Source organism: Phreatobacter aquiterrae, from assembly GCF_053471285.1.
In genome coordinates, this window is the sequence record NZ_JBJPHW010000003.1 from 101174 (window position 1) to 126407 (window position 25234).

26 protein-coding genes are annotated in these 25234 nt (G+C 67.8%); 9 read left to right on the forward strand and 17 right to left on the reverse strand.

Annotated features, from left to right (window positions below; genetic code table 11):
• Nucleotides 1–64 precede the first annotated feature (64 nt).
• Nucleotides 65–997, reverse strand: coding sequence for an ArgK/MeaB family GTPase (locus tag ACJ4V0_RS05515; RefSeq protein ID WP_448298562.1), 933 nt, complete (start codon nt 995–997; stop codon nt 65–67).
• Nucleotides 994–3672 (reverse strand): pyruvate, phosphate dikinase, encoded by a 2679-nt coding sequence (gene ppdK / locus ACJ4V0_RS05520; RefSeq protein WP_448298563.1) that lies wholly within the window; start codon nt 3670–3672, stop codon nt 994–996. The genes ACJ4V0_RS05515 and ppdK overlap by 4 nt, the downstream gene beginning before the upstream one ends.
• 154 nt (nt 3673–3826) lie before the next feature.
• Between ppdK and ACJ4V0_RS05525 the strand changes: the two genes are divergently transcribed.
• Nucleotides 3827–4465 (forward strand): glycosyltransferase, encoded by a 639-nt coding sequence (locus ACJ4V0_RS05525; RefSeq protein WP_448298564.1) that lies wholly within the window; start codon nt 3827–3829, stop codon nt 4463–4465.
• 18 nt (nt 4466–4483) lie between these two features.
• Here the strand turns inward: ACJ4V0_RS05525 and ACJ4V0_RS05530 are convergent, their stop codons facing one another.
• Together ACJ4V0_RS05530 and ACJ4V0_RS05535 are read right to left on the reverse strand one after the other, a co-directional pair.
• Nucleotides 4484–5020 (reverse strand): SRPBCC family protein, encoded by a 537-nt coding sequence (locus ACJ4V0_RS05530; RefSeq protein WP_448298565.1) that lies wholly within the window; start codon nt 5018–5020, stop codon nt 4484–4486.
• Nucleotides 5017–5385: an ArsR/SmtB family transcription factor gene (locus ACJ4V0_RS05535; RefSeq protein WP_448298566.1), complete on the reverse strand. Its 369-nt coding sequence runs from the start codon at nt 5383–5385 to the stop codon at nt 5017–5019. Before ACJ4V0_RS05535 ends, ACJ4V0_RS05530 begins: the two co-directional genes overlap by 4 nt.
• A 161-nt stretch (nt 5386–5546) precedes the next feature.
• Between ACJ4V0_RS05535 and ACJ4V0_RS05540 the strand changes: the two genes are divergently transcribed.
• The 4 genes from ACJ4V0_RS05540 to ACJ4V0_RS05555 all read left to right on the forward strand — a co-directional run bounded on the left by ACJ4V0_RS05540 (nt 5547) and on the right by ACJ4V0_RS05555 (nt 9156).
• Nucleotides 5547–6686 carry a DUF2336 domain-containing protein gene (locus ACJ4V0_RS05540; RefSeq protein WP_448298567.1) on the forward strand — a complete coding sequence of 380 codons (1140 nt, stop codon included), beginning with the start codon at nt 5547–5549 and terminating at the stop codon, nt 6684–6686.
• Between the two features lie 75 nt (nt 6687–6761).
• Complete coding sequence (locus ACJ4V0_RS05545; protein ID WP_448298568.1) at nt 6762–7136, forward strand: DUF423 domain-containing protein; 375 nt, start codon at nt 6762–6764, stop codon at nt 7134–7136.
• Nucleotides 7137–7314: 178 nt separating this feature from the next.
• Entirely contained in the window at nt 7315–8487 is a 1173-nt protein-coding gene (locus ACJ4V0_RS05550; protein WP_448298933.1) for an MFS transporter, read from the forward strand.
• 66 nt (nt 8488–8553) lie between these two features.
• Nucleotides 8554–9156: a hypothetical protein gene (locus ACJ4V0_RS05555; protein WP_448298569.1), complete on the forward strand. Its 603-nt coding sequence runs from the start codon at nt 8554–8556 to the stop codon at nt 9154–9156.
• A gap of 3 nt (nt 9157–9159) precedes the next feature.
• On the opposite strand, the gene ACJ4V0_RS05560 is transcribed toward ACJ4V0_RS05555, so the two are convergent.
• From ACJ4V0_RS05560 to ACJ4V0_RS05610, 11 genes are all read right to left on the reverse strand, one after another.
• Nucleotides 9160–10134, reverse strand: a complete 975-nt coding sequence (locus ACJ4V0_RS05560) for a type II secretion system F family protein (RefSeq protein ID WP_448298570.1) — start codon at nt 10132–10134, stop codon at nt 9160–9162.
• 16 nt (nt 10135–10150) lie between these two features.
• Nucleotides 10151–11131 (reverse strand): type II secretion system F family protein, encoded by a 981-nt coding sequence (locus tag ACJ4V0_RS05565; protein ID WP_448298571.1) that lies wholly within the window; start codon nt 11129–11131, stop codon nt 10151–10153.
• 4 nt (nt 11132–11135) lie between these two features.
• On the reverse strand, nt 11136–12620 hold the full coding sequence (locus ACJ4V0_RS05570; protein ID WP_448298572.1) for a TadA family conjugal transfer-associated ATPase: 1485 nt from the start codon (nt 12618–12620) through the stop codon (nt 11136–11138).
• A gap of 27 nt (nt 12621–12647) precedes the next feature.
• Nucleotides 12648–13916, reverse strand: a complete 1269-nt coding sequence (locus ACJ4V0_RS05575; protein WP_448298573.1) for a CpaE/TadZ family protein — start codon at nt 13914–13916, stop codon at nt 12648–12650.
• A 4-nt stretch (nt 13917–13920) separates the two neighbouring features.
• Entirely contained in the window at nt 13921–14361 is a 441-nt protein-coding gene (locus ACJ4V0_RS05580; protein WP_448298574.1) for a CpaD family pilus assembly lipoprotein, read from the reverse strand.
• A gap of 28 nt (nt 14362–14389) precedes the next feature.
• The gene (locus ACJ4V0_RS05585; protein WP_448298575.1) at nt 14390–15856 is read right to left on the reverse strand and encodes a type II and III secretion system protein family protein; all 1467 of its coding nucleotides are present in this window, start codon (nt 15854–15856) and stop codon (nt 14390–14392) included.
• Between the two features lie 44 nt (nt 15857–15900).
• Nucleotides 15901–16749: a Flp pilus assembly protein CpaB gene (gene cpaB / locus ACJ4V0_RS05590; protein ID WP_448298576.1), complete on the reverse strand. Its 849-nt coding sequence runs from the start codon at nt 16747–16749 to the stop codon at nt 15901–15903.
• Nucleotides 16750–16898: 149 nt separating this feature from the next.
• The gene (locus tag ACJ4V0_RS05595) at nt 16899–17405 is read right to left on the reverse strand and encodes an A24 family peptidase (RefSeq protein ID WP_448298577.1); all 507 of its coding nucleotides are present in this window, start codon (nt 17403–17405) and stop codon (nt 16899–16901) included.
• Between the two features lie 47 nt (nt 17406–17452).
• Entirely contained in the window at nt 17453–17629 is a 177-nt protein-coding gene (locus ACJ4V0_RS05600) for a hypothetical protein (protein WP_448298578.1), read from the reverse strand.
• Nucleotides 17630–17696: 67 nt separating this feature from the next.
• Complete coding sequence (locus tag ACJ4V0_RS05605) at nt 17697–17861, reverse strand: Flp family type IVb pilin (protein ID WP_448298579.1); 165 nt, start codon at nt 17859–17861, stop codon at nt 17697–17699.
• A gap of 516 nt (nt 17862–18377) precedes the next feature.
• Nucleotides 18378–18542 (reverse strand): Flp family type IVb pilin, encoded by a 165-nt coding sequence (locus ACJ4V0_RS05610; protein WP_448298580.1) that lies wholly within the window; start codon nt 18540–18542, stop codon nt 18378–18380.
• Between the two features lie 410 nt (nt 18543–18952).
• Here ACJ4V0_RS05610 and ACJ4V0_RS05615 point away from each other — a divergent pair, with 410 nt between their 5' ends.
• The 3 genes from ACJ4V0_RS05615 to ACJ4V0_RS05625 all read left to right on the forward strand — a co-directional run bounded on the left by ACJ4V0_RS05615 (nt 18953) and on the right by ACJ4V0_RS05625 (nt 20844).
• Nucleotides 18953–19498, forward strand: coding sequence for a pilus assembly protein N-terminal domain-containing protein (locus ACJ4V0_RS05615; RefSeq protein WP_448298581.1), 546 nt, complete (start codon nt 18953–18955; stop codon nt 19496–19498).
• Between the two features lie 132 nt (nt 19499–19630).
• Complete coding sequence (locus tag ACJ4V0_RS05620) at nt 19631–20224, forward strand: TadE/TadG family type IV pilus assembly protein (protein WP_448298582.1); 594 nt, start codon at nt 19631–19633, stop codon at nt 20222–20224.
• 11 nt (nt 20225–20235) lie between these two features.
• Nucleotides 20236–20844, forward strand: a complete 609-nt coding sequence (locus tag ACJ4V0_RS05625) for a TadE/TadG family type IV pilus assembly protein (RefSeq protein ID WP_448298583.1) — start codon at nt 20236–20238, stop codon at nt 20842–20844.
• A 1-nt stretch (nt 20845) separates the two neighbouring features.
• Here the strand turns inward: ACJ4V0_RS05625 and ACJ4V0_RS05630 are convergent, their stop codons facing one another.
• The gene (locus tag ACJ4V0_RS05630; protein ID WP_448298584.1) at nt 20846–22093 is read right to left on the reverse strand and encodes a TIGR03862 family flavoprotein; all 1248 of its coding nucleotides are present in this window, start codon (nt 22091–22093) and stop codon (nt 20846–20848) included.
• Entirely contained in the window at nt 22090–23589 is a 1500-nt protein-coding gene (glpD, locus tag ACJ4V0_RS05635) for a glycerol-3-phosphate dehydrogenase (protein ID WP_448298585.1), read from the reverse strand. Before glpD ends, ACJ4V0_RS05630 begins: the two co-directional genes overlap by 4 nt.
• Nucleotides 23590–23720: 131 nt before the next feature.
• Here glpD and glpK point away from each other — a divergent pair, with 131 nt between their 5' ends.
• Entirely contained in the window at nt 23721–25232 is a 1512-nt protein-coding gene (gene glpK, locus ACJ4V0_RS05640) for a glycerol kinase GlpK (RefSeq protein ID WP_448298586.1), read from the forward strand.
• Nucleotides 25233–25234: the final 2 nt, after the last annotated feature.

Below are 25234 nucleotides of genomic sequence, written 5' to 3' on the forward strand. Positions count from 1 at the left end.
ACAGGTCACCGACTGCTAACCTTATCGCCGAGGTAACGTTGAGAGCGGGTTAATGCCCGCCGATTCAGGCGAGCCGGGCCTCAAGCCCGGCTGCGAGGCGATGCTCGCGACCGAACGGGCCAGCCGCCGCGCCCTCCGCCTCCATGGCCGCCGCCAGAGCCAGACCCGCCGTGCCGAAGCGCGTGCGCAGCGCCTCCTCGACCCACTGGTCCTGCTGCGCGGCGCGGCGTGCGGCCAGACGCCCGGCCCCGAGCCAGCGCCGGTGGGCGCCGATCGCGGCTGCGAGAGCGTCGAGCCCCTCTCCGGTCGTCGAGGAGACGAGGACCACCGGCGCCGCCCAGCTTCCGGGGTCGCGCGCCACCAGCGTCAGCGCGCCCTCGACATCGGCCTTGGCGCGCTGCGCCGGCGCGCCCATGTCGGCCTTGGTGACGATGATGACGTCGGGCAGTTCCATCACGCCCGCCTTCATGAACTGCAGGCTGTCGCCGGAGCCGGGCTGGATGCAGAGCACGACGGTGTCCGCCACCATCGCGACATCCGCCTCAGACTGGCCGATGCCGACGCTCTCGATCAGCACCCGGTCGAAGACGGTGCGCATGATGACCATGGCCGCGACCGTCTGGTCGGAAAGCCCGCCGAGGCGGTCGCGCGCCGCCATGGAGCGGACGAAGACGCCGCGGTCGCCGGGATCGGTGGAGATGCGCGCACGGTCGCCGAGGAGAGCCCCGCCGGTGCGGCGGGAAGAGGGATCGACGGCAATGACGCCGACCGTCTCCCCGGCCCTGCGCCAGCCGGCGACGAGGGCATTGGTGAGGGTGGACTTGCCGACGCCGGGCGGGCCGGTGAGGCCGAGCGTCGCGCCGCGTGCATGGCGGCAGGCCTCGTCGAGGAAACAGGCCAGAGCTTCGGTGCCGGCTTCCGTCTCGATCGCCGCCAGCGCTGCGGCAAGCGCGCGCTTGCCGCCGGCCCTGACCTCGGCGATCGAGGACGGCGTCACGCCTGCCCCGCCGCCGCCTTGCCGAGAGCGGCCTGCGCCGCCGCAAGCCGCGCGATCGGCACGCGGAAGGGCGAGCAGGAGACGTAGTCGAGGCCGACCTTCTCGCAGAAGTGGATCGAGGCGGGGTCGCCGCCATGCTCGCCGCAGATGCCGAGCTTGATGTCGGGCCGCGTCCTGCGGCCGCGCTCGGCGGCAATCTGGACGAGTTCGCCGACGCCCTCCTGGTCGAGCGTCACGAAGGGGTCGACCTCGATGATGCCCTTGGCGAGATAGGGGTTGAGGAAGCTCGCGGCGTCGTCGCGGGAGATGCCGAAGGTCGTCTGCGTCAGGTCGTTGGTGCCGAAGGAGAAAAACTCGGCGGTCTCGGCGATCCTGCCGGCCTGCAGCGCGGCGCGCGGCAGTTCGATCATGGTGCCGACGATGTAGTCGAGGCTCGCGCCCGTCTCCTTGATGACCGCATCCGCCATGGCGACGATGCGCGCCTTGACCAGATCGAACTCAGCCTTGGTGGCGACCAGCGGCACCATGACCTCGGGAACGACGGGCCTGCCGCTCTTCTGTGCCGCCTGCACGGCGGCCTCGAAGATGGCGCGGGCCTGCATCTCGGCGATCTCAGGGAATGCGACGGCAAGGCGGCAGCCGCGGAAGCCGAGCATCGGGTTGAACTCGTGCAGTTCCTCGGCCCGCGCCTTCAGCTTCTTGGGGTCGGCGCCCATGGCGGCGGCTACCTCGGCGATCTCGGCGTCGGTATGCGGCAGGAACTCATGCAGCGGCGGGTCGAGCAGGCGGATGGTGACCGGCAGTCCCGCCATGATCTCGAACAGCTCGACAAAGTCCGAACGCTGCATCGGCAGCAGTTTGGCGAGCGCCGCGCGGCGGCCCTTCTCGTCATCGGCGAGGATCATCTCGCGCACGGCAACGATGCGGTCCTCGTCGAAGAACATGTGCTCGGTGCGGCAGAGGCCGATGCCCTCGGCGCCGAACGTCACGGCGACGCGCGCATCCGCCGGCGTCTCGGCATTGGTACGAACCTTGAGGCGGCGGACGGCGTCGGCCCAGCCCATCAGGGTGGCGAACTCGCCCGACAGTTCCGGCTGCAGCATCGGCACCTCGCCGAGCAGGACCTGCCCCGTCGAACCGTCGATGGTGACGACGTCGCCCTTCTTCAGCACCTTGCCGGCGATCGACATGGCCTGCGCGGCGTAGTCGACGCGCAGCGAACCGGCGCCGGAGACGCAGGGCTTGCCCATGCCGCGGGCGACGACCGCCGCGTGGCTGGTCATGCCGCCGCGGGTGGTCAGGATGCCCTCGGCGGCGTGCATGCCGTGAATGTCCTCCGGGCTCGTCTCGACGCGCACCAGAATGACCTTGTGACCGGCCGCCTTCATGGCCTCGGCCTCGTCGGAGGAGAAGACGATCTCGCCCTGTGCGGCGCCCGGCGAGGCGGGCAGGCCGGTGGCGAGCACGCGGCGCTCGGCCTTGGGGTCGATGGTCGGGTGCAGGAGCTGGTCGAGCGAGGAAGGCTCGACGCGGGAGACGGCCTCCTCGCGGGTCAGGACGCCTTCATTGGCGAGTTCCACGGCGATCCTGAGGCTCGCCTTCGCCGTGCGCTTGCCGTTGCGGGTCTGCAGCATCCACAGCTTGCCGCGCTCGACGGTGAACTCGAGGTCCTGCATGTCGCGGTAGTGCTTCTCCAGCGTCGCAGCGACCTCGATGAACTGCCGGTAGACCTCGGGCAGCGCCGTCTCCATGGAGGGCTTGTCCGAGCCGGCGGCAATGCGGGCGGCTTCCGTGATGTTCTGTGGCGTGCGGATGCCGGCGACCACGTCCTCGCCCTGGGCGTTGATCAGGAACTCGCCGTAGAGCTCCTTTGCGCCGGTGGAGGGGTTGCGGGTGAAGGCGACGCCGGTGGCCGAGGTCTCGCCCATGTTGCCGAAGACCATGGCCTGGACGTTGACCGCCGTGCCCCAGCTCTCGGGGATTGCGTGCAGGCGGCGATAGGTGATGGCGCGCTGGTTCATCCAGGACGAGAAGACCGCGCCGACGGCGCCCCACAGCTGCTCGCGCGGGTCCTGCGGGAAGGCGGCGCCGGTCTCTTCCTCGACACGTCGCTTGTATTCGCCGACCAGGTGCTTCCAATCCTCGGCCGACAGGTCCGTGTCGAGGGTCAGGCCCTTGCGCTCCTTGTAGACCTCGAGGATCTCCTCGAAATTGTGGTGGTCCACGTCGAGCACGACGTTGGAGTACATCTGGATGAAGCGGCGGTAGCTGTCATAGGCGAAGCGGGCGTCGCCGGAGCCCGCCGCGACAGCCTCGACCGTGGTGTCGTTGAGGCCGAGATTGAGGATCGTGTCCATCATGCCGGGCATGGAGGCGCGGGCGCCGGAGCGCACCGAGACCAGCAGCGGGTTCGCCGAATCGCCGAAGAGCTTGCCGGTCAGGGCGCCGATCTGGGCGAGGCCCGCCTCGACCTGGGTGGCGAGTTCGGCCGGATAGCTGCGCCCGTTGGCGTAATACCAGGTGCAGACCCCGGTGGTGATGGTGAAGCCGGGCGGCACGGGCAGGCCCATGTTGGACATCTCGGCGAGGTTCGCGCCCTTGCCACCGAGCAGGTCGCGCATGCTCGACTGCCCCTCGGCCTTGCCATCGCCGAAGGTGAAGACCCATTGCGTCATGGTCGTATTCCCGGTCTTGTCTTGCGCTGCACCGACGCCGGACGGGGCCGATTGCTGCGGCGCGTTTCTTTAGGCGCTTTCGCGGCTGGATTTCAACCGCGACGCCACTCATCAAGCCCGCAGGGCGGTTTCGTGACGGCGCGATGAAGGCTGGATGAACGCCGCGCCGCACGATTATACTGCACTGCGAAAGGAATGTTCCCCCGCCGTGATCAGCGTCATCATCCCCACCCTCAACGACGAGCGCCGCCTTATGCCGACCCTCGCCGCGCTGGTCGCCGGCGCGGCCGACGGGCTGATCGTCGAGGCCATCATTGCCGATGGCGGCTCGGATGATGGCACGGAAGCGGTCGCCGATGTCGCCGGCTGCAGGTTCCTCAAGGGACCGGCCGCGATCGGCGCGAGACTCGCGGCGACGGCGGCCACGACGAAAGCGTCCTGGCTGATGTTCGTTCGCCCGGGTGTGGTGCTCGACGAGGGCTGGATTCGCGAGGTGCGCGGCTTTCTCGACCAGGTGAACCGGCGGGGCGAGAGCGGCCGACGCGCCGCCGTCTTCGCCCTCGGCGTTGATGACTACGGGCTGGCCGCGAAGGTGCGGCTGGCGCGCGCCCGCCTCCGGTTCATGCTCGGCCGCGGGGCCGAACCGGATCAGGGGCTTCTGCTGTCGCGCGACCACTACCGCGATCTCGGCGGTCATGGACCGGGCCCTCAGAGCGAAAAGGCCCTGACCCGACGGCTCGGGCCAGGGCGCACTGTGACATTGCGAAGCCGGGCGACGCAGATCGGCCGGTAGCGGAGCGCGAGGGTCAGATCAGACGGGCAGGCGCCGATCGTACTCGCCCTTGAGGCGGGTCCAGCCGGACCAGAAGGGTTCGTGGGGCGTTCCGGTCACGCGGGCCAACAGGACGTCCAGGTGCATGTGCCAGCCGGCCGAGACGTTGAGCATGGAATTGCGGTCGGCGAGACGATGATGGGTGATGGTCAGCAGCACCTCGCCGCCCTTCGGTTCCAGGTCGAAGGCGACCGAACCGCCCTCCGTGCCCCAGGTGATGACGAGACGGCGCGGCGGATCGATCTCGAGGATGCGGCCGGCCATGCGGTGCTCCTCCGGAAAGCCTTCGGGACGCGGGCTCGGCGGATCGTCGAGTTCGCCATTGCGCCAGACGAATTCGAAGGAAGATCCGACCTCGCTCTCCATGACGCCGGCCGCCAGCCATTTCCGCCTGAGGTCGCTGTTGGTGAGATACTCCCAGATGCGCTCTGCCGGCCCCGGCAACAGCCGGCGGATGGTGAGCGTCGCGGGCTCGGTCAGCGCGCCATAGGGATCGAGGGTCGCAAGGTCCGTCATGGTTCGTCTCCTTGGGGAGGTTGGGAAGTCTTGCCGGAGTCCTCGTCGCGCAGGAGGCGCTCCAGGACGTCGAGGCGGCCCGTCCAGAACCGCTCGTAGAAGCCGAGCCATTCATGGGCGCCGGCGAGAGGACCGGGCGCGAGGCGGCACCAGTGCGTGCGGCCGCGCACCTCGCGTGCGATCAGGCCCGCACGCTCCAGCGCCTTGATGTGCTTGGAGGCCGCTGCCAGGGAGATGGCGAAGGGCTCGGCCAACTGGCCGACGGTGCGGTCCCCGTCCGCGAGCCGGCGCAGCATCTGGCGCCGGGTGGAATCGCCGAGGGCGTGGAAGACGGTGTCGAGGTGGGCGGGCATTAATTCAACCATGCAGTTGAATATTGTTCTGCAAGATCCGTTTGTCAACCCATCGGTTGAATATTGAACTGACGCGGATGACAGGCTTCGGAAGGCGCGAGCATTCCCGTTTACGTAACGTTATCGAAGTGGAGGCATCCTCGTACCGTCAGCTTTCCCCCTCGCGGTTCGACATGCTCCCGTCGCTCGAAAATCCCGTCGAACAGGTTCTCGCTGCGGTCGAGCAACTGCCGCCGGTGGCCCAGCAGGCCATCGTGACCGGCATTCTCGGGCAGTTCGGTCCGGACCAGCCGCGCCCGTCCGCCAAGGCCCAGGAGCGCCTCGACCGTATCGTCGCCCATCTCCTGCCGCCGATGCCGATCGAGCGGCGCGTCTATTTCGCCCGCAGCTTCGGCGCGCTCGATCTCGATCTGCCGCGCACCTTCGCGGTCATCGACAAGGACGAGGAACTGGTCGCGGAGATCTCGCTCGGCCACGCGACCCCAGAGCCGGCGACCATCCTGAACCTCGGCAAGCAGCGGCGCTTCATCGATACGCGCATCATGGCCGAGCGCGAGGACCTGACCAGCGAGGCGGCCGAGGCGCTGGCCGAAGCGGGCGATGCCCGGACCGTGCGCACGCTCTCCGCGAACACATTCGTCAAGCTGTCCCGCAAGGCCTTCTCGCGCCTCGTGACGCGCGCCTCGCACGACCTGCCGCTGCAGATCCAGTTGTGCAACCGGCCCGAACTCGATCCGGAGGACGCCCTCCGCCTCGCGCTGGTGGTTCCCGATCACCTGAAGGCGGCGTTGTTCGAGCGCCTCGACCGCGAGGCCGTGCTGCAGGCGCAGAAGGTTGCCTCCGAGGCGATCCCCGAGAAGATCCGGCGCATGCGGCTGCACCAGGATTCCCTCGCGAGCGCCCACGACGTCCGCCGCGACGTGAAGGCCGGCACCAAATCGCTCGGCGAGGCGCTGACGCTGTTCGCCGCGACCGACCAGGTCATCCCGGCGATCGAAATGCTCGGCGCCACGCTCGGCATCGCGCGCGAGGCCCTCATCACGGCATTGGCGCGCGGGAGGATCGAGCCGTTCGAGGCCATGGCCCGGGCGGTCGCCCTCGACGAGAACATCTTCATCCCGCTCGTCACCGCGTTCTGCCGCCGCTGGCGCAGGCCGGCGCCCGACCCCCGTGGTATCTCGCGCCGCTACCGTGCCCTGACCGACAAGCAGATCGACGCCGAACTGGCGCAACTGCGTGGGACCGCCCGGAAGCTCCCCGTCGCCAGGGAACAGCCGGCCATGCCCATTCCCATGACCGTCGCGGTCGGCTGAGGCGCACCGCGGTGCATTGACCCGGCCCTTGGCACCTGCATGGTGGCGCCCGGTCCCCCATCGCTCCGGTTCGTCATGACAGCTACCCGCCTCCTCCTTATCGTCGCCGGCCTCATGGGCGCGGCCGGCGTCGTCTTCGCGGCGCTCGCCAGCCATACCTATGCCGGCACCAGCCTGTCGGTTGCGGCCAGCATGCTGTCGCTGCACGCCCCGGCCGTCATCGCGGTCGCTGTCGGACGCAAGGCCGGCGTGATGCATAATCTTGGCGCCCGCATCTCCGCCTGGGGCCTCGTGGCAGGCACGGTGCTCTTCTGCGGGGACCTCGCGATGCGCGCCTTCATGGGCGCGGGGCTGTTTCCGATGGCCGCTCCGATCGGCGGCAGCCTCATGATCGCGGCCTGGATCGGGGTGGCGGGGGCGGGCGCCGCGGGCGGCACGCGGGCCGACTGAAGGGGCTGGCGCCACCGGGTGATGCACGGCCGCCGCGCAGCACTGCCGCTGTTTTGTGCAAACGGAGAATGCTAGCGTCCCGGCCCGTCCGTCTGGCAGGCAGGCTCCCCCGGTGCATCAATCCCTTCGCGACGACCACTCGACCCCGGAATCGGCCATCGACGGGCCGGCCGCCTGGATGCGGCTCGGCATCGCGCTCGCCCTCGGCACGATCGGCGGCGTCGGCATGTGGTCGGTGGTGGTCGTCATGCCGGCCGTTCAGGCCGATTTCGGCGTCGGGCGGGGCGAGGCCTCGCTGCCCTACACTTTCGCCATGCTCGGATTCGCCGGCGGCGGCGTGCTTATGGGCCGCTTCTCTGACCGATACGGCATCATGGCGCCCGTCATCGGCGGCAGCCTTCTCCTGTGCGCAGGCTATGTCGCCGCGGCCCTGTCGCCGTCGATCTACGTTTTCGCCATCGCCCACGGCCTGCTGATCGGGCTCGGCTCGGCGGCAGTCTTTGGCCCGCTCCTCGCCCATGTGTCGTTCTGGTTCGACCGGCGGCGCGGCATCGCGGTCGCCATCGCGGCATCGGGCAACTATCTCGCCGGGGCGGTCTGGCCGCAAATCGTGCGCTTCACGCTGGACAGTGTCGGCTGGCGGACGACGCATCTCATCATCGCCGTCTCCGTCGTGGTGCTGATGCTGCCGCTCGCCCTCCTCCTGCGCCGGCCGCCACCTGTCGTCGCGGCGGGCTCGACCAGCCTGGCGCGCTCGGCGAGTCCGGCCGCGCTCGGCCTGTCGCCAAACATGCTGACGCTGCTGCTGGCTGTCGCCGGCGTCGCCTGCTGCGTCGCCATGTCCATGCCGCAGGTGCATATCGTCGCCTATTGCGCCGATCTCGGCTACGGCGTGGCGCGCGGCTCGGAAATGCTGTCGCTGATGCTGGCCTTCGGCATCATCAGCCGCGTCGGATCGGGTTTCGTCGCCGACCGCATCGGCGGGCTCGCCACACTCCTGCTCGGCTCGGCGCTGCAGGGACTGGCCCTCGTCCTGTTCCTGACCTCGGACGCGCTGACGCCGCTCTACATCTTCTCCATCCTGTTCGGCCTGTTCCAGGGCGGCATCGTGCCGAGCTACGCGATCATCGTGCGCGAGTACTTCTCGCCCGGCGAGGCCGGCACCCGCGTCGGCATCGCGCTGATGGCGACGCTGCTCGGCATGGCCTTCGGCGGCTGGATCTCCGGCGTCATCTACGACATCACCCGCTCCTACCACGCCGCCTTCGTCAACGGGATCCTGTGGAACCTGGTGAACCTCGCCATTGTTGGTTGGCTTCTGATGCGGCGTGAACGTCTGGCGCGGGCCTGACGGCTCTCGACGGCAAGGACCGGTCCCCTCATCCTGGCGCGGATCGGGCCATTGAGGACACAAGTGATGGCAAGGCAGACCCGGATCGCGCTCGACGTCCACGACGTCAAGCAGTTGTTCTCGACGTTCGACCCGTCTCCGTTCACCGAGAACAGCCTGAACACGACGGCGGCGCAATACATCGCATCGGAGGCCTGGTACGCACCGCGGCGAAGCCGGTTCGTCGTCGCCCTCAGCATCCGTGGCAAGCCGGCCACCGCGGCGGACACCGCCCGGCTCCAGGATGTGCTGCAAATGCACTTCGCCCGTCAGGCGGCGGGCGAGGACCAGAATTTCCGCAAGCTGATCCGCACCGGCGTGATCTCGCTCGCCATCGGCATCTGCGTGCTCGCCCTGTGCACCGTGCTGTCGCGGGCGGTGGACAATTCGCCCCTTCCCGATGGCTGGCGCGAGGGCCTCCGAGACGGCATTTCGGTGTTCGGATGGGTGGCGAACTGGCGGCCGACGCAGATTCTCTTCTACGACTGGTGGCCCGTCAGGCGCTCGCGCAACCTCTACCGCCGGCTCGCCACGGCGAAGGTCATCGCCGGCGGCCCCGGAAGAAGTGCCGGGCCGGCGGAAGAAGTGGCCGCCCTCGGGACGATGCCGATGGGCGCCGGGCCCACCTGACGCTCAGTTGGCGCCGGTGAGGCGAATGGCGGCCGGACCCATGATGACGACGAAGAGACAGGGCAGGAAGAAGACGATCATCGGAACGGTCAGTTTCGGCGGCAGGGACGCCGCCTTCTTCTCGGCCTCCGACATGCGCATGTCGCGGTTTTCCTGCGCCATGACGCGCAGCGTCTGGGCGAGCGGCGTGCCATAACGCTCGGACTGGATGAGCGCCATGGTGACCGCGCGCACGCCGTCGAGGTCGGTGCGCCTCGCCAGGTTCTCGTAGGCCATGCGCCGGTCCTGCAGGTAGCTGAGCTCGGCGGTGGTCAGCGTCAGTTCCTCGGCCAGCGGGATCGACTGGGTGCCGACCTCCTGGCTGACGCGCTTGAAGGCCATCTCGATCGACATGCCGCTCTCCACGCAGATGAGCAGCATGTCGAGCGAGTCCGGGAAGGCGCGGCGGATCGAGGTCTTGCGCTTGTCGATCTTGTTCTTGAGGAACAGCATCGGCAGTTGCAGGCCGACATAGGCGGCAAACAGCGCGGCCAGGATCCGGACGATCGTCGGCTGACCGAGATCGTTGACGGCGAAGAGATAGACGAGGGTGGCCAGGGCGGTGACGATCGGCACGACCAGGCGGAAGAACAGGAAGACGATGTAGGGCGCCTGGCCGCGATAGCCCGCCTGGATCAGCTTCTCGCGCGCCTCTTCCTGCGCCAGGTGCTTGCCGAGTTGCAGGCCGTCGACGATCTGCATCATCCAGGCCTTCGGCGTGCGACGCACGCTGATGCGTTCGCCCTTGGCGAGCCTTGCCCTCTCGCGCTCGCGGATCTTGTTGCGCTCGACCGAGACGGCCTTCATGCGGCGGCCGAGATTGTCGCCGGCCAGCAGCGGCATGGCGAAGGTCAGCACGGTGGCGCAGACCGCGATGGCGATCAGCATCTGGATCACGAAGTCGCGGTCGTGGAGCTTCTCGATGACGAGCTTCAGCATGGCTTCCGCCCTCCCATCAGAAGTCGAAGTTGATCATCTTGCGCATGACCATGACGCCGGTGAACATCCAGAACAGGCAGCCGGCCAGCAGCAGCCGCCCCATGTCGGTTGTCCACAGCAGCGAGATGTATTGCGGCGTCGAGATATAGACGAAGAACATCACCGCCGGAGGCAGGCAGGCGATGATGGCCGCCGACGACTTCGCCTCCTGGGACAGGGCGACGATCTTGGACTTCATCTTCTTGCGGTCGCGCAGCACCTTGGAGAGGTTGCCGAGCGTCTCCGACAGATTGCCGCCGGCCTTCTGCTGGATGGAGACGACGATGCAGAAGAAGTTCGCCTCGGGCACCGGCATGCGCTCGTAAAGCTTCATGACCGCTTCGTGGAGGGGAATTCCGAGGGTCGTCTGTTCGACGATGAAACGGAACTCGCCGCGGACGGGTTCCTGCGCCTCGTGGGCGATAATGCGCAGGCAGTCCCCCAGTGGCAGACCGGCCTTCACGCCGCGGACGATGACGTCGACGGAATTGGCGAGTTCGTTGAGGAAGGCGACCATGCGCCTCTTCTTGAGGAAGTTCAGCAACCATTGCGGGATGCCGAACCCGAAGGCGACGGCGCAGGCGGCCGCGGGCAGCAGCGACAACCCCATGATCAGGGGCGTCAGGAAGCCGACGACACCGAGCGCCGCCGAGATGACGTAGAACTTGCGGTTCGACCAGGTGAGGCCGGCCTGGGCGATGCGGGTCTGCAGCGGCGGCCTGGACGAGTTCTTCTGCCGGCGCTCCAGCTCCTTCAGCGTGTCCTCGACGCTGGCGCGCTTGGCGCTGACATCGTCGACCTTGGCGCGGATCGGCCGGGCCGCGGTCTGCGCCACGGCCTCCCGGCGCTTGTCGGCCTTCGCCTCTCCCGACATCAGGGGATAGATCAGCGCATAGGCGAGGCCGCCGGCGCAGATGACGGCAAGTCCAATGATGGCAAGCGTATCGAGTTCCGGCATGGGCTCAGCTCATCGGCTCGCCGACATCGGCGGCGTCGAGCGCGGCGGCCAGACGCTTGTCCTCGTTGTAGTAGCGGGCGCGGTCCCAGAACTTCGGCCGGCCGATGCCCGTGGAACGGTGACGGCCGACGATCTTGCCGTGTTCGTCCTCACCGAGCATCTCGTAGACGAAGAGGTCCTGCGTGATCGGCGTATCGCCTTCGAGGCCGAGAACCTCGGTGATGTGGGTGATGCGGCGCGAACCGTCGCGCAGGCGCGCCGCCTGGACGATGACGTCGACCGAGCCGACGATGATCTCGCGCACCGTCTTGGCGGGCAGCGAATAGCCGCCCATGGCGATCATCGATTCCATGCGGGACAGACATTCGCGCGGCGAGTTGGCGTGGATGGTGCCCATCGAGCCGTCATGGCCGGTGTTCATGGCCTGCAGGAGATCGAAGACCTCCGGGCCGCGGACCTCGCCGACGATGATGCGTTCGGGGCGCATACGCAGGCAGTTCTTGACGAGGTCGGTCATGGTGACGCGGCCCTCGCCCTCGAGGTTGGGCGGCCGCGTTTCGAGGCGGACCACGTGCGGCTGCTGCAGCTGAAGTTCCGCAGCGTCCTCGCAGGTGATGATGCGCTCGTCGGAATCGATGTAGCGCGTCAGGCAGTTGAGCAGCGTCGTCTTGCCCGAACCGGTACCGCCGGAGACCACGACGTTGCAGCGGACGCGGCCGATGATCTTGAGGATCTCGGCGCCCTCAGGCGAGATCGAGCCGTATTTGACCAGCTGCTCGAGCGTCAGCTTGTCCTTCTTGAACTTGCGGATGGTGAGCGCTGCGCCGTCGATCGACAGCGGCGGAGCGATGACGTTGACGCGGGAGCCGTCCGGAAGGCGGGCGTCGCAGATGGGCGAGGATTCATCGACACGGCGGCCGACCTGGCTGACGATGCGCTGGCAGATGTTCATCAGCTGCGCGCCGTCGCGGAACCGGATGCCGGTCTTCGAGATCTTGCCGGCGACCTCAATGTAGATCGTGTTCGGCCCGTTGACCATGATGTCGGCGATGTCGTCGCGGGCGAGCAGCGGCTCAAGCGGGCCATAGCCGAGCACGTCGTTGCAGATGTCCTCAAGCAGGTCCTCCTGCTCGGCGATCGACATCACGATGTTCTTGATCGTGATGATCTCGTTGACGATGTCGCGGATTTCCTCGCGCGCCGACTGGGCGTCGAGCTTGGCGAGCTGGGAGAGGTCGATCGCCTCGATCAGGGCGCCGAAGACCTGGCTCTTGGTCTCGTAGAAGCTGGTCGAGCGCTGGCGTTCCTCCGGCTGCGGCGGAGGCGGCGCGGGAGGTGCGAGAGGCGGCGATGCGACGGTGGGAGTGCGGGCGGGCTCCGTCGCGCGCGCGGGCGCCGCCGCGGGCGCGGGGGTGCGCTCGAGCGTCGCCGCCCCTGCGGGTGGCTGACGCCCGAAGCCTGAACCGGAATTGCCGCGCTTGCCGAACATGCTGCCTCAGGTGGTTTCGATCGACCGTCAGGCCTTCTTGCGGAGTTGCGTGAGCCTCTCGAGGAGGGGCGACAGTGGACCGAGGAACCCGGACCTGGCCTTGCGCGTGTCATGGCGGCCGGTGAGGGCGAGGGCGAGGTCGGTGAACTGCTGGGCGATGCGGTGGCCCGGCTCCATCTCGGCGATCATCTGGCCGTTGTTGGCGGCCGTGCCGAAGAGCTGCGGATCGAAGGGAATGACGGCCACCGGCTCGGCCTCGAGCGCCTTGGCGAAATCCGCCGGCTTGATCTCAGGCCGCTTGGCGACTCCCGCCTGGTTGAGCACGTAGCGCGGCGGCGCGTCGTTCGGCCGCGAGGCCCGAAGCAGATCCATCAGGTTCTTGGCGTTGCGCAGGTTGGCGAGGTCGGGCGTCGCCACGACGAGGATCTCGTCGGCGGTGATCAGGCTGCGGCGGGTCCAGCCGGTCCAGGCATGGGGCAGGTCGAGGACGATCGAGGGGATGGTCGACTTGAGGATGTCGAGCAGCGGGTCGAAGGCCTCCGGGCCGAGGTCGCTGACCCGCTCGAGCGTCGCCGGGGCCGACAGCAGCGACAGGTTGTCCGAGCAGCGCGACAGCAGGCGGTCGACGAAGGCGGTATCGACACGGTCGGGCGAGAAGACCGCATCGGCGATGCCCTGCGGCGGGTCCTGGTTGAAGTCCAGGCCGCCGGTGCCGAAGGCGATATCCATGTCGGCGATGCAGGTATCGACACCGATGTCGCGCGAGATCGCCCAGGCGAGGTTGTGGGCGATGCTGGACGCACCGACGCCGCCCTTGGCGCCGATGACGGCGATGATGCGGCCGACCGGCTTGGCGCCCTCTGTGGCATAGAGGTTCGACACGGCGCGGATCACGTCGAGCACGCCGATGGGGCCGATCAGATAGTCGCTGACGCCGCGCCCCATCAGGTCGCGATAGAGGACGATGTCGTTGACCTGACCGACGACGATGACTTTCGTGGTGGCGTCACAGACCTCGGCCAGTTCGTCGAGATAGCCGAGGATCTCGCCCTTGCGACCGAGGGTCTCGAGAATCACGACATTGGGGGTCGGCGCCGAACGGTAGGCCTCCACGGCGCCGGGCGCGCCGCCCATCTGGACACGGACATGCGCCTTGTCCATGCGCCGGTCCTCGGCGGCGTCGGCGATGACGGAGGCCAGTTCCGCCGTCTCGCAGAAGGCCTGGAGCGAAATGCGCGGCACCGCGGCGATCTGATCGCCTGCGGCCTCGTCGGACTGGATGACGTCGTCTGTCACGGGATCAGCCTCCGCCTCGCACGGCGCTCTTGATGTCGGTGAGCGGCTGCATCGGGGTGTGGACGGTGTGCGGACCGGGCGCATCGCCGCGGCGGTACCGGCCGAGCACGGTCTGGCGGCGTGCGGAATCCGGTCGGGTCTCGGCGCGCGGCTGCAGCAGGTCGTTCGGGTTGGCGACGATGGAGGCCAGATTGTGCTGGGTGGCGCAGCCGTGGTTCCAGTTCGGCCGGTTCAGCGGGTTGGTGGTGCCCGGCCCGGCGCCGAGATCCTCCGGCCACTGGCCGCACTGGGTCGCGACGTAGGCGCCCTGCGGCCCGACAACGATGGGATGGCGGACGCGATAGTCGTGCGGATAGGGGTCATGCATCGTGGCGACCGACTTGCAGCCGCCAAGCGCGATGGCCGCGCCGAGAAGGGCCAGCCTGGCCGTGGTCCCGAACGACATGATGCTACCCCTCTGGAATGTCAGGCGGTCAGTCACGGATGAACCCCACGGGACCGTTGAAGCGACCGCGGGCGGGCGCTGCCTGGCCCGAGCCGTAGATGCGATTGAGACGACCGATGAGAATGCCGGCCGGATCCGAGGCATCCTGGAAATTGTCGTCCGGGCGAGCGAGTTGGTTGGCGGTCGTCGGCCGCACGATGTAAGGCGTCACCATGACGACGAGCTCGGTCTGGCCGCGCTGGTAGTCGCGGGAGCGGAACAACGCGCCGAGCACCGGGACGTTGAGAAGACCCGGCGTGCCGGAGATGTTCTGCCGGGTCTGCTCCTGCAGGAGGCCCGCCATCACCATGGTGCCGCCGGAGGGCAGTTCGACCGTCGTGTCGGCACGGCGGGTGCGCAGGCCGCGCACCGTGATGTTGGTGAGCTGCACGGTCAGCTGATTGTCGATCTCGCTGACCTCGACACCGACGCGCAGGCTGATGCGCCCCTCCGACAGGACGACCGGCGTGAAGGCGAGGCCGATGCCGAAGGGCTTGAACTCGATCGTCACGTTGCCCGACAGGTCGCGACCGGTGGGGACGGGGAACTCGCCGCCGGCCAGGAACTTCGCCTGCTCACCGGAAATGGCGGTGAGCGTCGGCTCGGCCAGCGTGCGCACGAGCCCGTTCTCCTCGAAGGCCTGGATCGTGCTCGTGAAGACGTTGTTGCCGACGCGTGTGCCGATGACGGCGGAATTGGCCGGCGCGGTGCCCGTGGCGTTGTAGCTGCCGGCCGTCAGCAGGCCGTAGACGAAGCCGCCCGCATTGCCGAGATTGCCGGTGGCGCCGGTGAGGGTCGACGTCGGATCGAAAGCGCCGAGATTGACGCCGAGCTGCTTGATGGCGGTGCGCTGGATCTCCGAGACGGTCACCTTCAGGTGGACCTGGTCGCGGCCGCGGATGGCGATGGCGTTGACCACCTTCTTCTCGTCGCCGACGAGCCGCGCGGCGATGTCGATCGCCTGCTGCGCCTCGAGGGGGGTTGCCACCGATCCCGACACGACGACGGAATCGTTGACCGAGCGGACCTCGATATTGCCGTGCGGCAGGGCCGAGCGGAGCGTCTGCCGGAGGCCGACGAGATCGCGGCCGACCTCGATGTCGTAGGAGGCGATCTGCCGGCCCTCGCCGTCGAGGAAGAAGACGTTGGTCTGGCCGACGGCAACGCCGATGAGGAAGGCGCGGCGGGCGGAGCGCACGACCGCGTTGGCGATGGCCGGATTGGCGACGATGACGTCGCGGGCATCGCGCGGCAGTTCCACGGGAAGCGACTTGCCGACGCCCAGGACAATCGTATGGGAGCCCGCCGTGGAGGCCGGCTGGCGCGCGACCGTCGTCTGCTGGCGCGGCGCATGGGCCGTCTGCGCCGCGACCTGCGGGATCACCGCGACGAACGCCGCCAGGGCGACGAAGAAGGTCCGGCCGGCCATGACCGAGGATCGCATCATGGTGTGCATCGGGGTGTCTTTCGAAGGGGGTGCGGACTGCGGGCGCTGCGACATCATTCGGGTCCCTGGCCACCGGCGACGGATCGTACGCCGTGCCTGACGATGGCGATGCGGCCCTCGTTGCCGCCGAACAGGGCATCGCCGGAGCCGGCCGCCTCGCCGGCGAGATTGGAAACGGCGGAATCGGCAAGGCTGCGCAGCGACAGGGAAAGGGTTCCCAGTTCGCGCGCCAGCGCCAGGGTCTCGGCCTGACCAGGCGTCAGTTCGAGTGTCGCGGTGCGGCCGACGATGGTCTTCTCGCCACCGCGCTCCTCGACCACCTGGTCGATCGCGAGGATGCGGACGTTGCGCAGCACCGTCGAGGTCGAGTGGGTCATGCCCTCGGCCTGGGCGGCGGCATTGCCGATGCGGCGCGCCAGAATGACGTCGACGCGGTCGTTCGGCAGGATGAAGGCGCCGGCGCCGCGCGAGGGGTCGTCGATCGGGGCGGCGATGGCGCGCATGCCAGGCGTCAGGATCGCCGACATGAAGCCGCGATTGCCCTTGACCAGGCGGGCGGGCCGGATCGGCTCGCCGGCGACGAAGGTGGTGCGCACGATGGAGCCGACCACCTCATCCATGGCGGCGGTTCCGCTGTCGCCGCTGCGGCGCACGACGAAGTTGCCGGTTCCGGCCTCTTCCGGCCAGCGGCGCCACATCACCTCGCCCGGTGCGACGATCTTGCCGAGCGGCAGGTCGACCGCGGCGACGAGGACCTCGACGGTCGGAATGGCCGGCGCAGGGGCAGCCGCCTGCTGGGGCGTGGGAGCCGGCGGGCGGCGGTCGCCCATCAGCATCGCGGCAAGACCGCCGGCGCCGAGGGCGACGGCTATGACAACGATCTGTGCAGGCTTCAAACGCATCCCACGAACCCTCGACACGCGACCGGGCGCACGTCGCCCTGTCTGAAGCCGGATTCGATCAGGGAAAGGTCAACTTATGGTTAATTGCCGGTGAGCAAGTTGACTTAACGAAAGATGATCGCGCCACAGCCCACCTGACGCCGGCTCCGTCAGCGCAAGGCACCCGTCATCCAGAAGCTGGACGGGTAGAGCATCAGGCCGGCGGCCGCGAGGGCGATGCCATAGGGAATACCGGTGCGTGCATCGGTGATCCGGGCGTACCAGCCCTCGCGCAGAAGGAAGGGCGGGTGGAGCGGAGATCCGCGCAGGGCGAGAAGTCCGAGGGTGAGAAGGCCGCCGAAGATCGAGGCGAAGACCGCATATTCCAGGAGCTGGCTCCAGCCGAGCCACAGGGCCGTCGATGCGGCGAGCTTGGCATCGCCGCCGCCCATCCAGCCGAGCGCGAAGCAGACGAAGCCGACGGACAGGACAAGGAAGCCGGCGGCCACATGCATGCCGATGATCGGCCAGGCCATGCCGGTGAACAGCGCCATCGCGAAGAAGCCGGTGATGAGAACCAGCGAAACCCTGTTCGAAATGGTCATGGTGAAGAGGTCGCTCGCCGCCGCGAACGCCATCATCGCCGGAAAGATCAGAAGGATCGCGAACTCGAACATGGGCCTCTCTCAGACATCGGCAGCCCGACCATGGAGGCCAGCCGGTTTCAGGACAGTGAATGCAGCAGTGCCGTCAGACCGGTGAGCACGCCGGCGGCAAGGACCATGGCGACAAGACGGACATCACGGCCCTGCTCATGTCGAAGCGCCGCGAGCGGCGAGGTATCCAGCGTCGCGGGAACCGCCCTGCGCCGTGTCTGGATGGGAGCCGGAATGCCGCTCATCGTTATGTCCCTGGAAAGGCCAATGGCCCGCCGGTGGCGGGCCATTGAGATTGGGCAAAGCTCGCGATCACTTCAGCGCGGTGTTGATGTTGGTGAAGGTCGTGTTGACCTTGGAACCGAGGTTGTAGACGGCGGTGATGACGACGGCGGCGATGCCGGCGGCGATCAGGCCGTACTCGATGGCGGTGGCGCCCGAGTTGTCCTGGGCGAAACGAGCGAAGAGGCTCTTCATGGCTGACTCCTAGTGTCCACGTTGCGCTGTGACGCGCTGTCCGCCGGTCTTTTCATGATCCGTTCGAACTGGAAGCACACTAGCAGGCACGTCTTGCGCCTTCGTTAAATCGAGTTGCTGAATTTCCGTAACAGCCTACCGTCGAAAACTTGGTTAATGTGGGCTTGACCCGTGTCGAATATGGTTTAATTCCATTAATTATCGCGTCATTATTCGACAAATGGAAAGTTATACGGAAAACTCTGAAACGTTCCTGCACATTACCTTAGGTTGCTTGTGAGACAGTTCGAGTAATTTGCTGAGTGTCGGGCAGATCAGAGCGGCATTGCGCGCCATCAATAGATGTCCCGGCTGCCCATCAGTCCGCCCGTTGATGTCAGGATCCGATAACAGACAGACCAGACATTTCTCAGGACAGTCGACCTGTCCTTCTATGGCTGCAAGGCTCAGCGACCAGGCACGGTTTCGCGCCTGGTCGCACTGGCATGGATGGCCGCCCGACGAGGGGCGCACAGCCTACTTGATGGCGGCTTCGATGTTGGTGAAGGTCGTGTTGACCTTGGAACCGAGGTTGTAGACGGCGGTGATCACGACGGCGGCGATACCGGCGGCGATCAGGCCGTACTCGATGGCGGTGGCGCCCGAGTTGTCCTTGGCGAAACGGGCAAAGAGGGTCTTCATGGCTGGCTCCTGGTGTCCACGTGGTGAAAGCGCCATTCGGCGTCGCCCGCCGGTCACTGAAAGGACCCGGTCGAACTGTCGTGATCATGCAGGCGAACTCTTGAAGCCCAGTTAAATCGATGGCGGTCATTCGCTATGTTTCCCCATATTCTACGATTTATCGCACTTGAATTCGATAGTTTCAATTTTAAACAATATTATTTCCCTCGTAATCCTCTGCATCTTGCTGGAATATACGCTCGATGCGCGATGGTGTGCGAAGCAATGAGAAGCCATCATCTGGGACGTCCTGACCGGTCTGTTCGGGAAAGAATGCCGTGGCGAGACACATCTCGGAATTGGCAATTCATTCACCATTTTCTGATTGTCTGGGACGCGCAATCAGGTCCGCCCTCCGAGCGAGAGCTTCGATGAACACAATGATACGGCGCACTGGCCCGTTCGACACCCGTTCGCGCATCGGCGTCACCGTCGCGGCGCTGTGCCTCGCCCTCGTGGCCGGTGGCAGAGCCTCCGCCACGGAAACCCCGCTCGCCGGCGCCGCCTCGCCGGATCTCGCCGCGGTCGTGGCCCAGGGCATGACCGTCACCATGGATCAGGCGCGCGTCATGCGCTTGCCCGCGCACGTATCGACCCTCGTCATCGGCAATCCGCTGATCGCCGATGCCACGGTCCAGCGCGGCGGACTGATGGTGCTGACCGGCAAGAGTGTCGGCTCGACCAACCTGATCGCGCTCGACGGGCGCGGCGAGCAGTTGCTGACCATCCAGATCCGGGTGCGTCCGCAGAACGATGCCGTCGTGCAGGTCTATCGCGGCGTCGACCGCGAGACCTATTCCTGCTCGCCCACCTGCGAGAGGACCATCGCGGTCGGCGACTCGAAGGCCTTCTTCGACACCGCCCTCGGCAATTCGCGGTCGCGCGACGGTGCCGCAAGCGGCATTACTCCGCGCTGAGCCCTCGACCAAGGGCCGTCTTCAGATTCCGTAAATTCCCGGGCTCAGGGCAAGGGTTCGTCAAGAGGTTTACGTCAGGATAGCCGCCTTGAGGTCGTGGAAATCCCGACAGGGAACGGCGGAGGCTTGGGCATGTCTGGTGCGTGGATTGGCTCGACGATCGGCGACAGGATCGCCAGGTTGCGCCGGACCCTGATCCGCCTCGGCTTCGTCCGGCCGCGGATCGTGCGCCGCTTCGGGCGCCGGCAGGACGGCGTCGCCGCGGTGGAGTTCGCGCTGGTGGCAGGGCCCTTCCTGTTCCTGCTCTTCGCCATCATCGAGGTCTCGATGGTCTTCTTCGCCGGTCAGGTGCTGGAGACGGCCACGGCCAGCGCCTCGCGCCTCATCATGACCGGGCAGGCGCAGACCCAGAACTTCGACCAGACGGCGTTCAAGAACGAGATCTGCAACAAGACCAATGCCCTGATGAACTGCGCCGGGATCGCGGTCGATGTCCGCACCTATTCGAACTTCGGCTCGGCCAGCACCTCCAAGCCCGTCTCGGGCGGCACGGTGAACTACGGCAGCATGACCTATAATCAGGGTACCGGCGGCGACATCGTCGTGGTGCGCGCGGTCTATGAATGGCCGGTCCTGATGCCGACCTTCGGCCTGACCATCGGCGACCTCGCCAACGGCAAGCGCCTGCTCATGGCCACAGCCGCCTTCCGCAACGAACCGTTCTGATGGAGCGTCGGATGATCGCCGTATCGCCGATCCGCAAAGCCGCGACCCTCGCCCGGCGCGCGGCTGACACCGTCAGCGCCCTGCGCCGCGACCGCCGCGGCGTGTCGGCCGTGGAATTCGCCCTCATCCTGCCGCTCATGGTCACGCTGTTCCTCGCCACCGTCGAGACGACGCAGGGTCTGCAGGCCGACCGCAAGGTGTCGCTCGCTGCCCGCACCCTGTCCGACCTCTCGTCGCAGGCAACGGTGATCTCCAACACCGACATGAGCAACATCATGGATGCGACAGCCGATATCATCGCGCCCTTCGCCATGACGCAGGCGCAGGTCGTCGTCACCGGAATCCAGACGGACATTCTCGGCGTCTCGCGCGTCGTGTGGAGCGATGCCCGCAACACCACCCGCTACACATGCGGCCAGACCATGACGGTTCCGACAGAACTGAAGCCGGCTATCGGCACCGCCGGCTTCCTGGTGCTCGCCGAGGTCAAGTTCTACTACACGCCGACAGTCGCCTATCTGATCTCGGGCACCATCACGCTGTCCGACCGCCTCTATACCCGCCCCCGCATCGGCGAGACTGTCAGCCGGACGCCGAACCAGGGTTCGGGCTGTATCTGACCTACCAACGGCTGGCGGGCAGACGCGGCAGAGCGAGCCCCAGCCGCCGGGCCATTCCCTGTGCGGCCGCCTCGGCTGAGGCAAAGGTCGCCTGCAGCAGATAGCCCCCTGTCGGAGCCTCCCAGTCGAGCATCTCGCCGGCGACGAAAACCCCGGGCATCTTCGTGAGCGCGAAACCGTCCCCCACCTCGTCGAAGCGGACGCCGCCGGCCGTGGAGATGGCCCTGTCGAGGGCGCGCACCGCGGTCACCCCGAGGGGAACGGCCTTGATCAGCGACGCGAGGGCCTCCGCGTCGCGCGGCAGCGGGCCGCCCGTCGCCTCGCGCAGCAGACCGATGGCCTGGGGGGGCAGGGAGAGTTGCTTCTTTAGGATGCTGGAAAGCGAGTCCTTCGCCCGCGCCCGGTCCAGCCTGGTCCGCAGTATCTCGACCGCCGCATCCGGCTTGAGGTCGATATGGATGACGGCGCTTCCCTCCGCCGCCACGGCGTCGCGGATCACGGCAGTGAGGGCATAGACGGCGCCCCCTTCCAGCCCATGGGTGGTGATGACCGCCTCGCCGCGGCTGGTCTGGCCGACGACTGTCAGCGCGATCGGCTTCAGCGGCTGACCCGCGAAGCGATCGCGAAAATCGGCTGTCCAGTCGATCTCGATCCCCATATTCGCCGGGCGCAGGTCCGCGACGGCGATGCCCTTGCCTCTCAGGATCGCCGTCCAGCCGCCGTCGGAGCCCATGCGCGGCCAGCTCGCGCCGCCGAGCGCGAGGAGGGCGGCGTCACAGGGCACCGCGCGTGGACCTTCCGGACCGACGACCGCAAGGCTGCCGTCCGCCGGGAAGCCGACGAAGCGATGCCGCATCGCCAGCGTCACACCGAGGTCGGAGAGGCGGGCGAGCCAGGCGCGGACCAGCGGCGAGGCCTTGAACGCGACCGGGAACACCCGGCCTGATGAGCCGACGAAGGTCGTCTGGCCGAGGCCCTCGACCCAGGCCCGCAGCGCTGGCGGGGGAAAGGCCTCGAGCGCTGCCCGCAACAGCGGCGGCAGGTTTCCATAGCGCGCGAGGAAGGCTTCGCGTGGCTCCGAATGGGTGAGGTTGAGCCCTCCCCGGCCGGCGAGGAGCAACTTGCGCGCCGGCGAGGCCATGTGGTCGAAGACCGTCACCGTGGCGCCGGCCGCGGCCAGCCGTTCCGCCGCGTAGAGGCCGGCCGGACCGGCCCCGACGACCATGACCGCAGGCCGGCCGCCGCTCATCCGCCGAGATGCGCCGCGACCGCGGCGCGCTGCCCCGCATCGAGATGCAGGCCGAGCTTGGAGCGCCGCCACAGCACGTCGTCGGCCGTCACCGCCCATTCCTCGCGCTTCAGATAGGCGATCTCGGCCTCCGTCAGGCCGCAACCGAAGTCGCGGCCGAGATCGGACATGGAGGTCGCGCCATCGAGGATCGCCTTCGCGCGGGTGCCATAGGACCGGGCGAGGCGCGCGGCCACCTGCGGATCGAGGAAGGGATGGCTGCGCCACAGCCCCTCGCCACAGGAATAGGGAAGGTCGGCCGGATAGTCGCCTCCCGGCAGCGCCGCCTTGCCGGTCCAGCCGATCCGGTCGCGCAGCACCGGCAGGTCCGCGGCCAATTGCTCAAGGGCGCTGATGGCGAGACGCCGGTAGGTGGTGATCTTGCCGCCGAAGACGGAGAGAAGCGGCGCAACGGTGCCGCCGCCGTCCTTGTGCAGGACGTAGTCGCGCGTCGCTTCCTGCGCGGCTGAGGCACCGTCGTCGTAGAGCGGACGGACGCCGGAATAGGTCCAGACGACATCGCCCACGGTCACCCCCTGGCGGAAATACTCGCTCGCCGCCGCGCAGAGATAGGCGATCTCCGCATCGCTCGCCTTCACCGCCGCCGGGTCGCCGGCATAGTCCTGATCGGTGGTGCCGATCAGCGTGAAATCCTGCTCGAAGGGGATCGCGAAGATGATGCGGTTGTCGGAATTCTGGAAGATGTAGGCCCGGTCGTGGTCGAAGATGCGCGGCACGACGATGTGCGAGCCCTGGACCAGCCGGACCTTCGCCGGCGGCGTCGTTCCGGCGACACCGGTGAGAAAGCTCTCGACCCAGGGGCCGGCTGCGTTGACCAGCGCCTTCGCCGTCACCGTCTCCTGGCCACCGGTCGCCCGGTCCTCAAGCGTAACGCGCCACAGCCCATCCTCACGCGCAGCGGCCACGGCCCGCGTGCGGGTGCGGATGACGGCACCACGATCAGCCGCGTCGCGCGCGTTCAGCACCACCAGCCGCGCATCGTCGACCCGGCAGTCGGAATATTCGAAGCCCTTACAGAAGCCGGGTTTCAAGGGCTGGCCAGCAGCATCGGTCGTCAGGTCCAGCGTGCGGGTCGGCCAGAGGCGCTTGCGGCCGCCGAGGTGGTCGTAGAGGAACAGGCCGAGCCGCAGCAGCCACGCCGGGCGCAGGCCCTTGTGGTGCGGCAGCACGAAGCGCAGCGGCCGGATGATGTGCGGCGCGATGCCCCAGAGCACCTCGCGCTCGATCAATGCCTCGCGGACGAGGCGGAACTTGTAAAATTCGAGGTAGCGCAGGCCGCCATGGATCAGCTTCGTCGACCATGACGAGGTCGCGCTGGCGAGATCGTCCTGCTCGACCAGCATGACGCTGGCGCCGCGCCCGGCGGCATCGCGCGCGATGCCGGCTCCGTTGATGCCTCCGCCGACCACCAGAAGGTCGACCGTTCCATCGGCCATGCTATTCCCCGTGCGCCCGGCGCCCTTGACCTTCGTCTGACGCCTTTTGCCTTCCGCCGCAAGGGCCGACGGTGGCACTATGGCTGGCAACCGACGCGGCTCCAGCCGCGCCATCGCATGGGGAAACGCGCATGCCGTCCACCGGACACCGTCCCGTCATTGTCGCCATCGACCAGGGCACGACGTCGTCGCGGGCCATCGTCTTCGCGGCCGATCTCAGCGTCGTGGCTGTCGCCCAGCAGGAGTTCACGCAGCACTTCCCGGCCTCGGGCTGGGTCGAGCACGAGCCGGAAGACATCTGGTCAGGCGTGGTCGCCACCACCCGCAAGGCGCTGGCCAAGGCCGGCGTGACGACGGCCGACGTCGCCGGCATTGGCATCACCAACCAGCGCGAGACCGTCGTCGTCTGGGACCGGGCGACGGGAAAGGCGATCCACCGGGCCATCGTCTGGCAGGACCGGCGCACCTCGACGACCTGTGCGCGCCTGCGGGAAGAGGGCCACGAAGCACTGGTCAAGTCGCGGACGGGGCTGGTCATCGATCCCTATTTCTCCGGCACCAAGCTCGCCTGGATCCTGGACACCGTTCCGGGCGCCCGCGCCCGTGCCGCGCGTGGCGAACTCGCCTTCGGCACCATCGATTCCTTCCTGCTCTGGCGCCTGACCGGCGGCAGGGTCCATGCGACGGATGCGACGAATGCATCGCGCACCATGCTCTTCGACATCCATCGCGGTGAATGGGACACCGACCTTTGCCGGCTCCTCGACGTACCCATGGCGATGCTTCCCGAGGTGAAGGATTGCGCCGCCGCCTTCGGCACGACCGACCCCGCCCTCTTCGGCGGCGCGATCGCCATCGGCGGCATGGCCGGCGACCAGCAGGCGGCGACGGTCGGCCAGGCCTGCTTTACGCCGGGCATGATGAAGTCGACCTACGGCACCGGCTGCTTCGCGTTGCTCAATACGGGTCCGGAAGCCGTGACCTCACGCAACAAGCTGCTGACCACCATCGCCTACCAGTTGGACGGCCAGCGGACCTATGCGCTGGAAGGCTCGATCTTCGTCGCCGGCGCCGCCGTGCAATGGCTGCGCGACGGACTGGGGATCGTAAAGATGGCGGGCGAGACGGGGGCGCTGGCGGCTGCCTCCGATCCCAACCAGGAGGTGATCCTGGTGCCGGCCTTCGTCGGCCTCGGCGCACCCTACTGGGACGCCGACTGCCGCGGCGCCATCTTCGGCCTGACGCGCGGCACGGGACCGAAGGAGATGGCGCGGGCGGCGCTGGAGAGCGTCTGCTTCCAGACCTCGGACCTGCTCGGCGCCATGAAGGCGGACTGGCCAGGGGCCGGGGCTTCGGGAACGGTGCTGCGCGTCGATGGCGGCATGGTCGCTTCCGACTGGACCATGCAGCGCCTCGCCGACATTCTGGACTCCCCCGTCGACCGGCCGAAGGTTCTGGAGACGACCGCCCTCGGCGCCGCCTATCTCGCAGGCCTCGCGCAGGGCGTCTGCCCGCCGCCGGCGGAGTTCGCCAAGAGCTGGGCGCTGGACCGGCGCTTCACGCCGAGGATGGACGCGGAGACGCGGCAGGCGAAGCTGGCTCGCTGGAAGGACGCGGTGGCGCGCACGCTGACGAGGCGGTGACT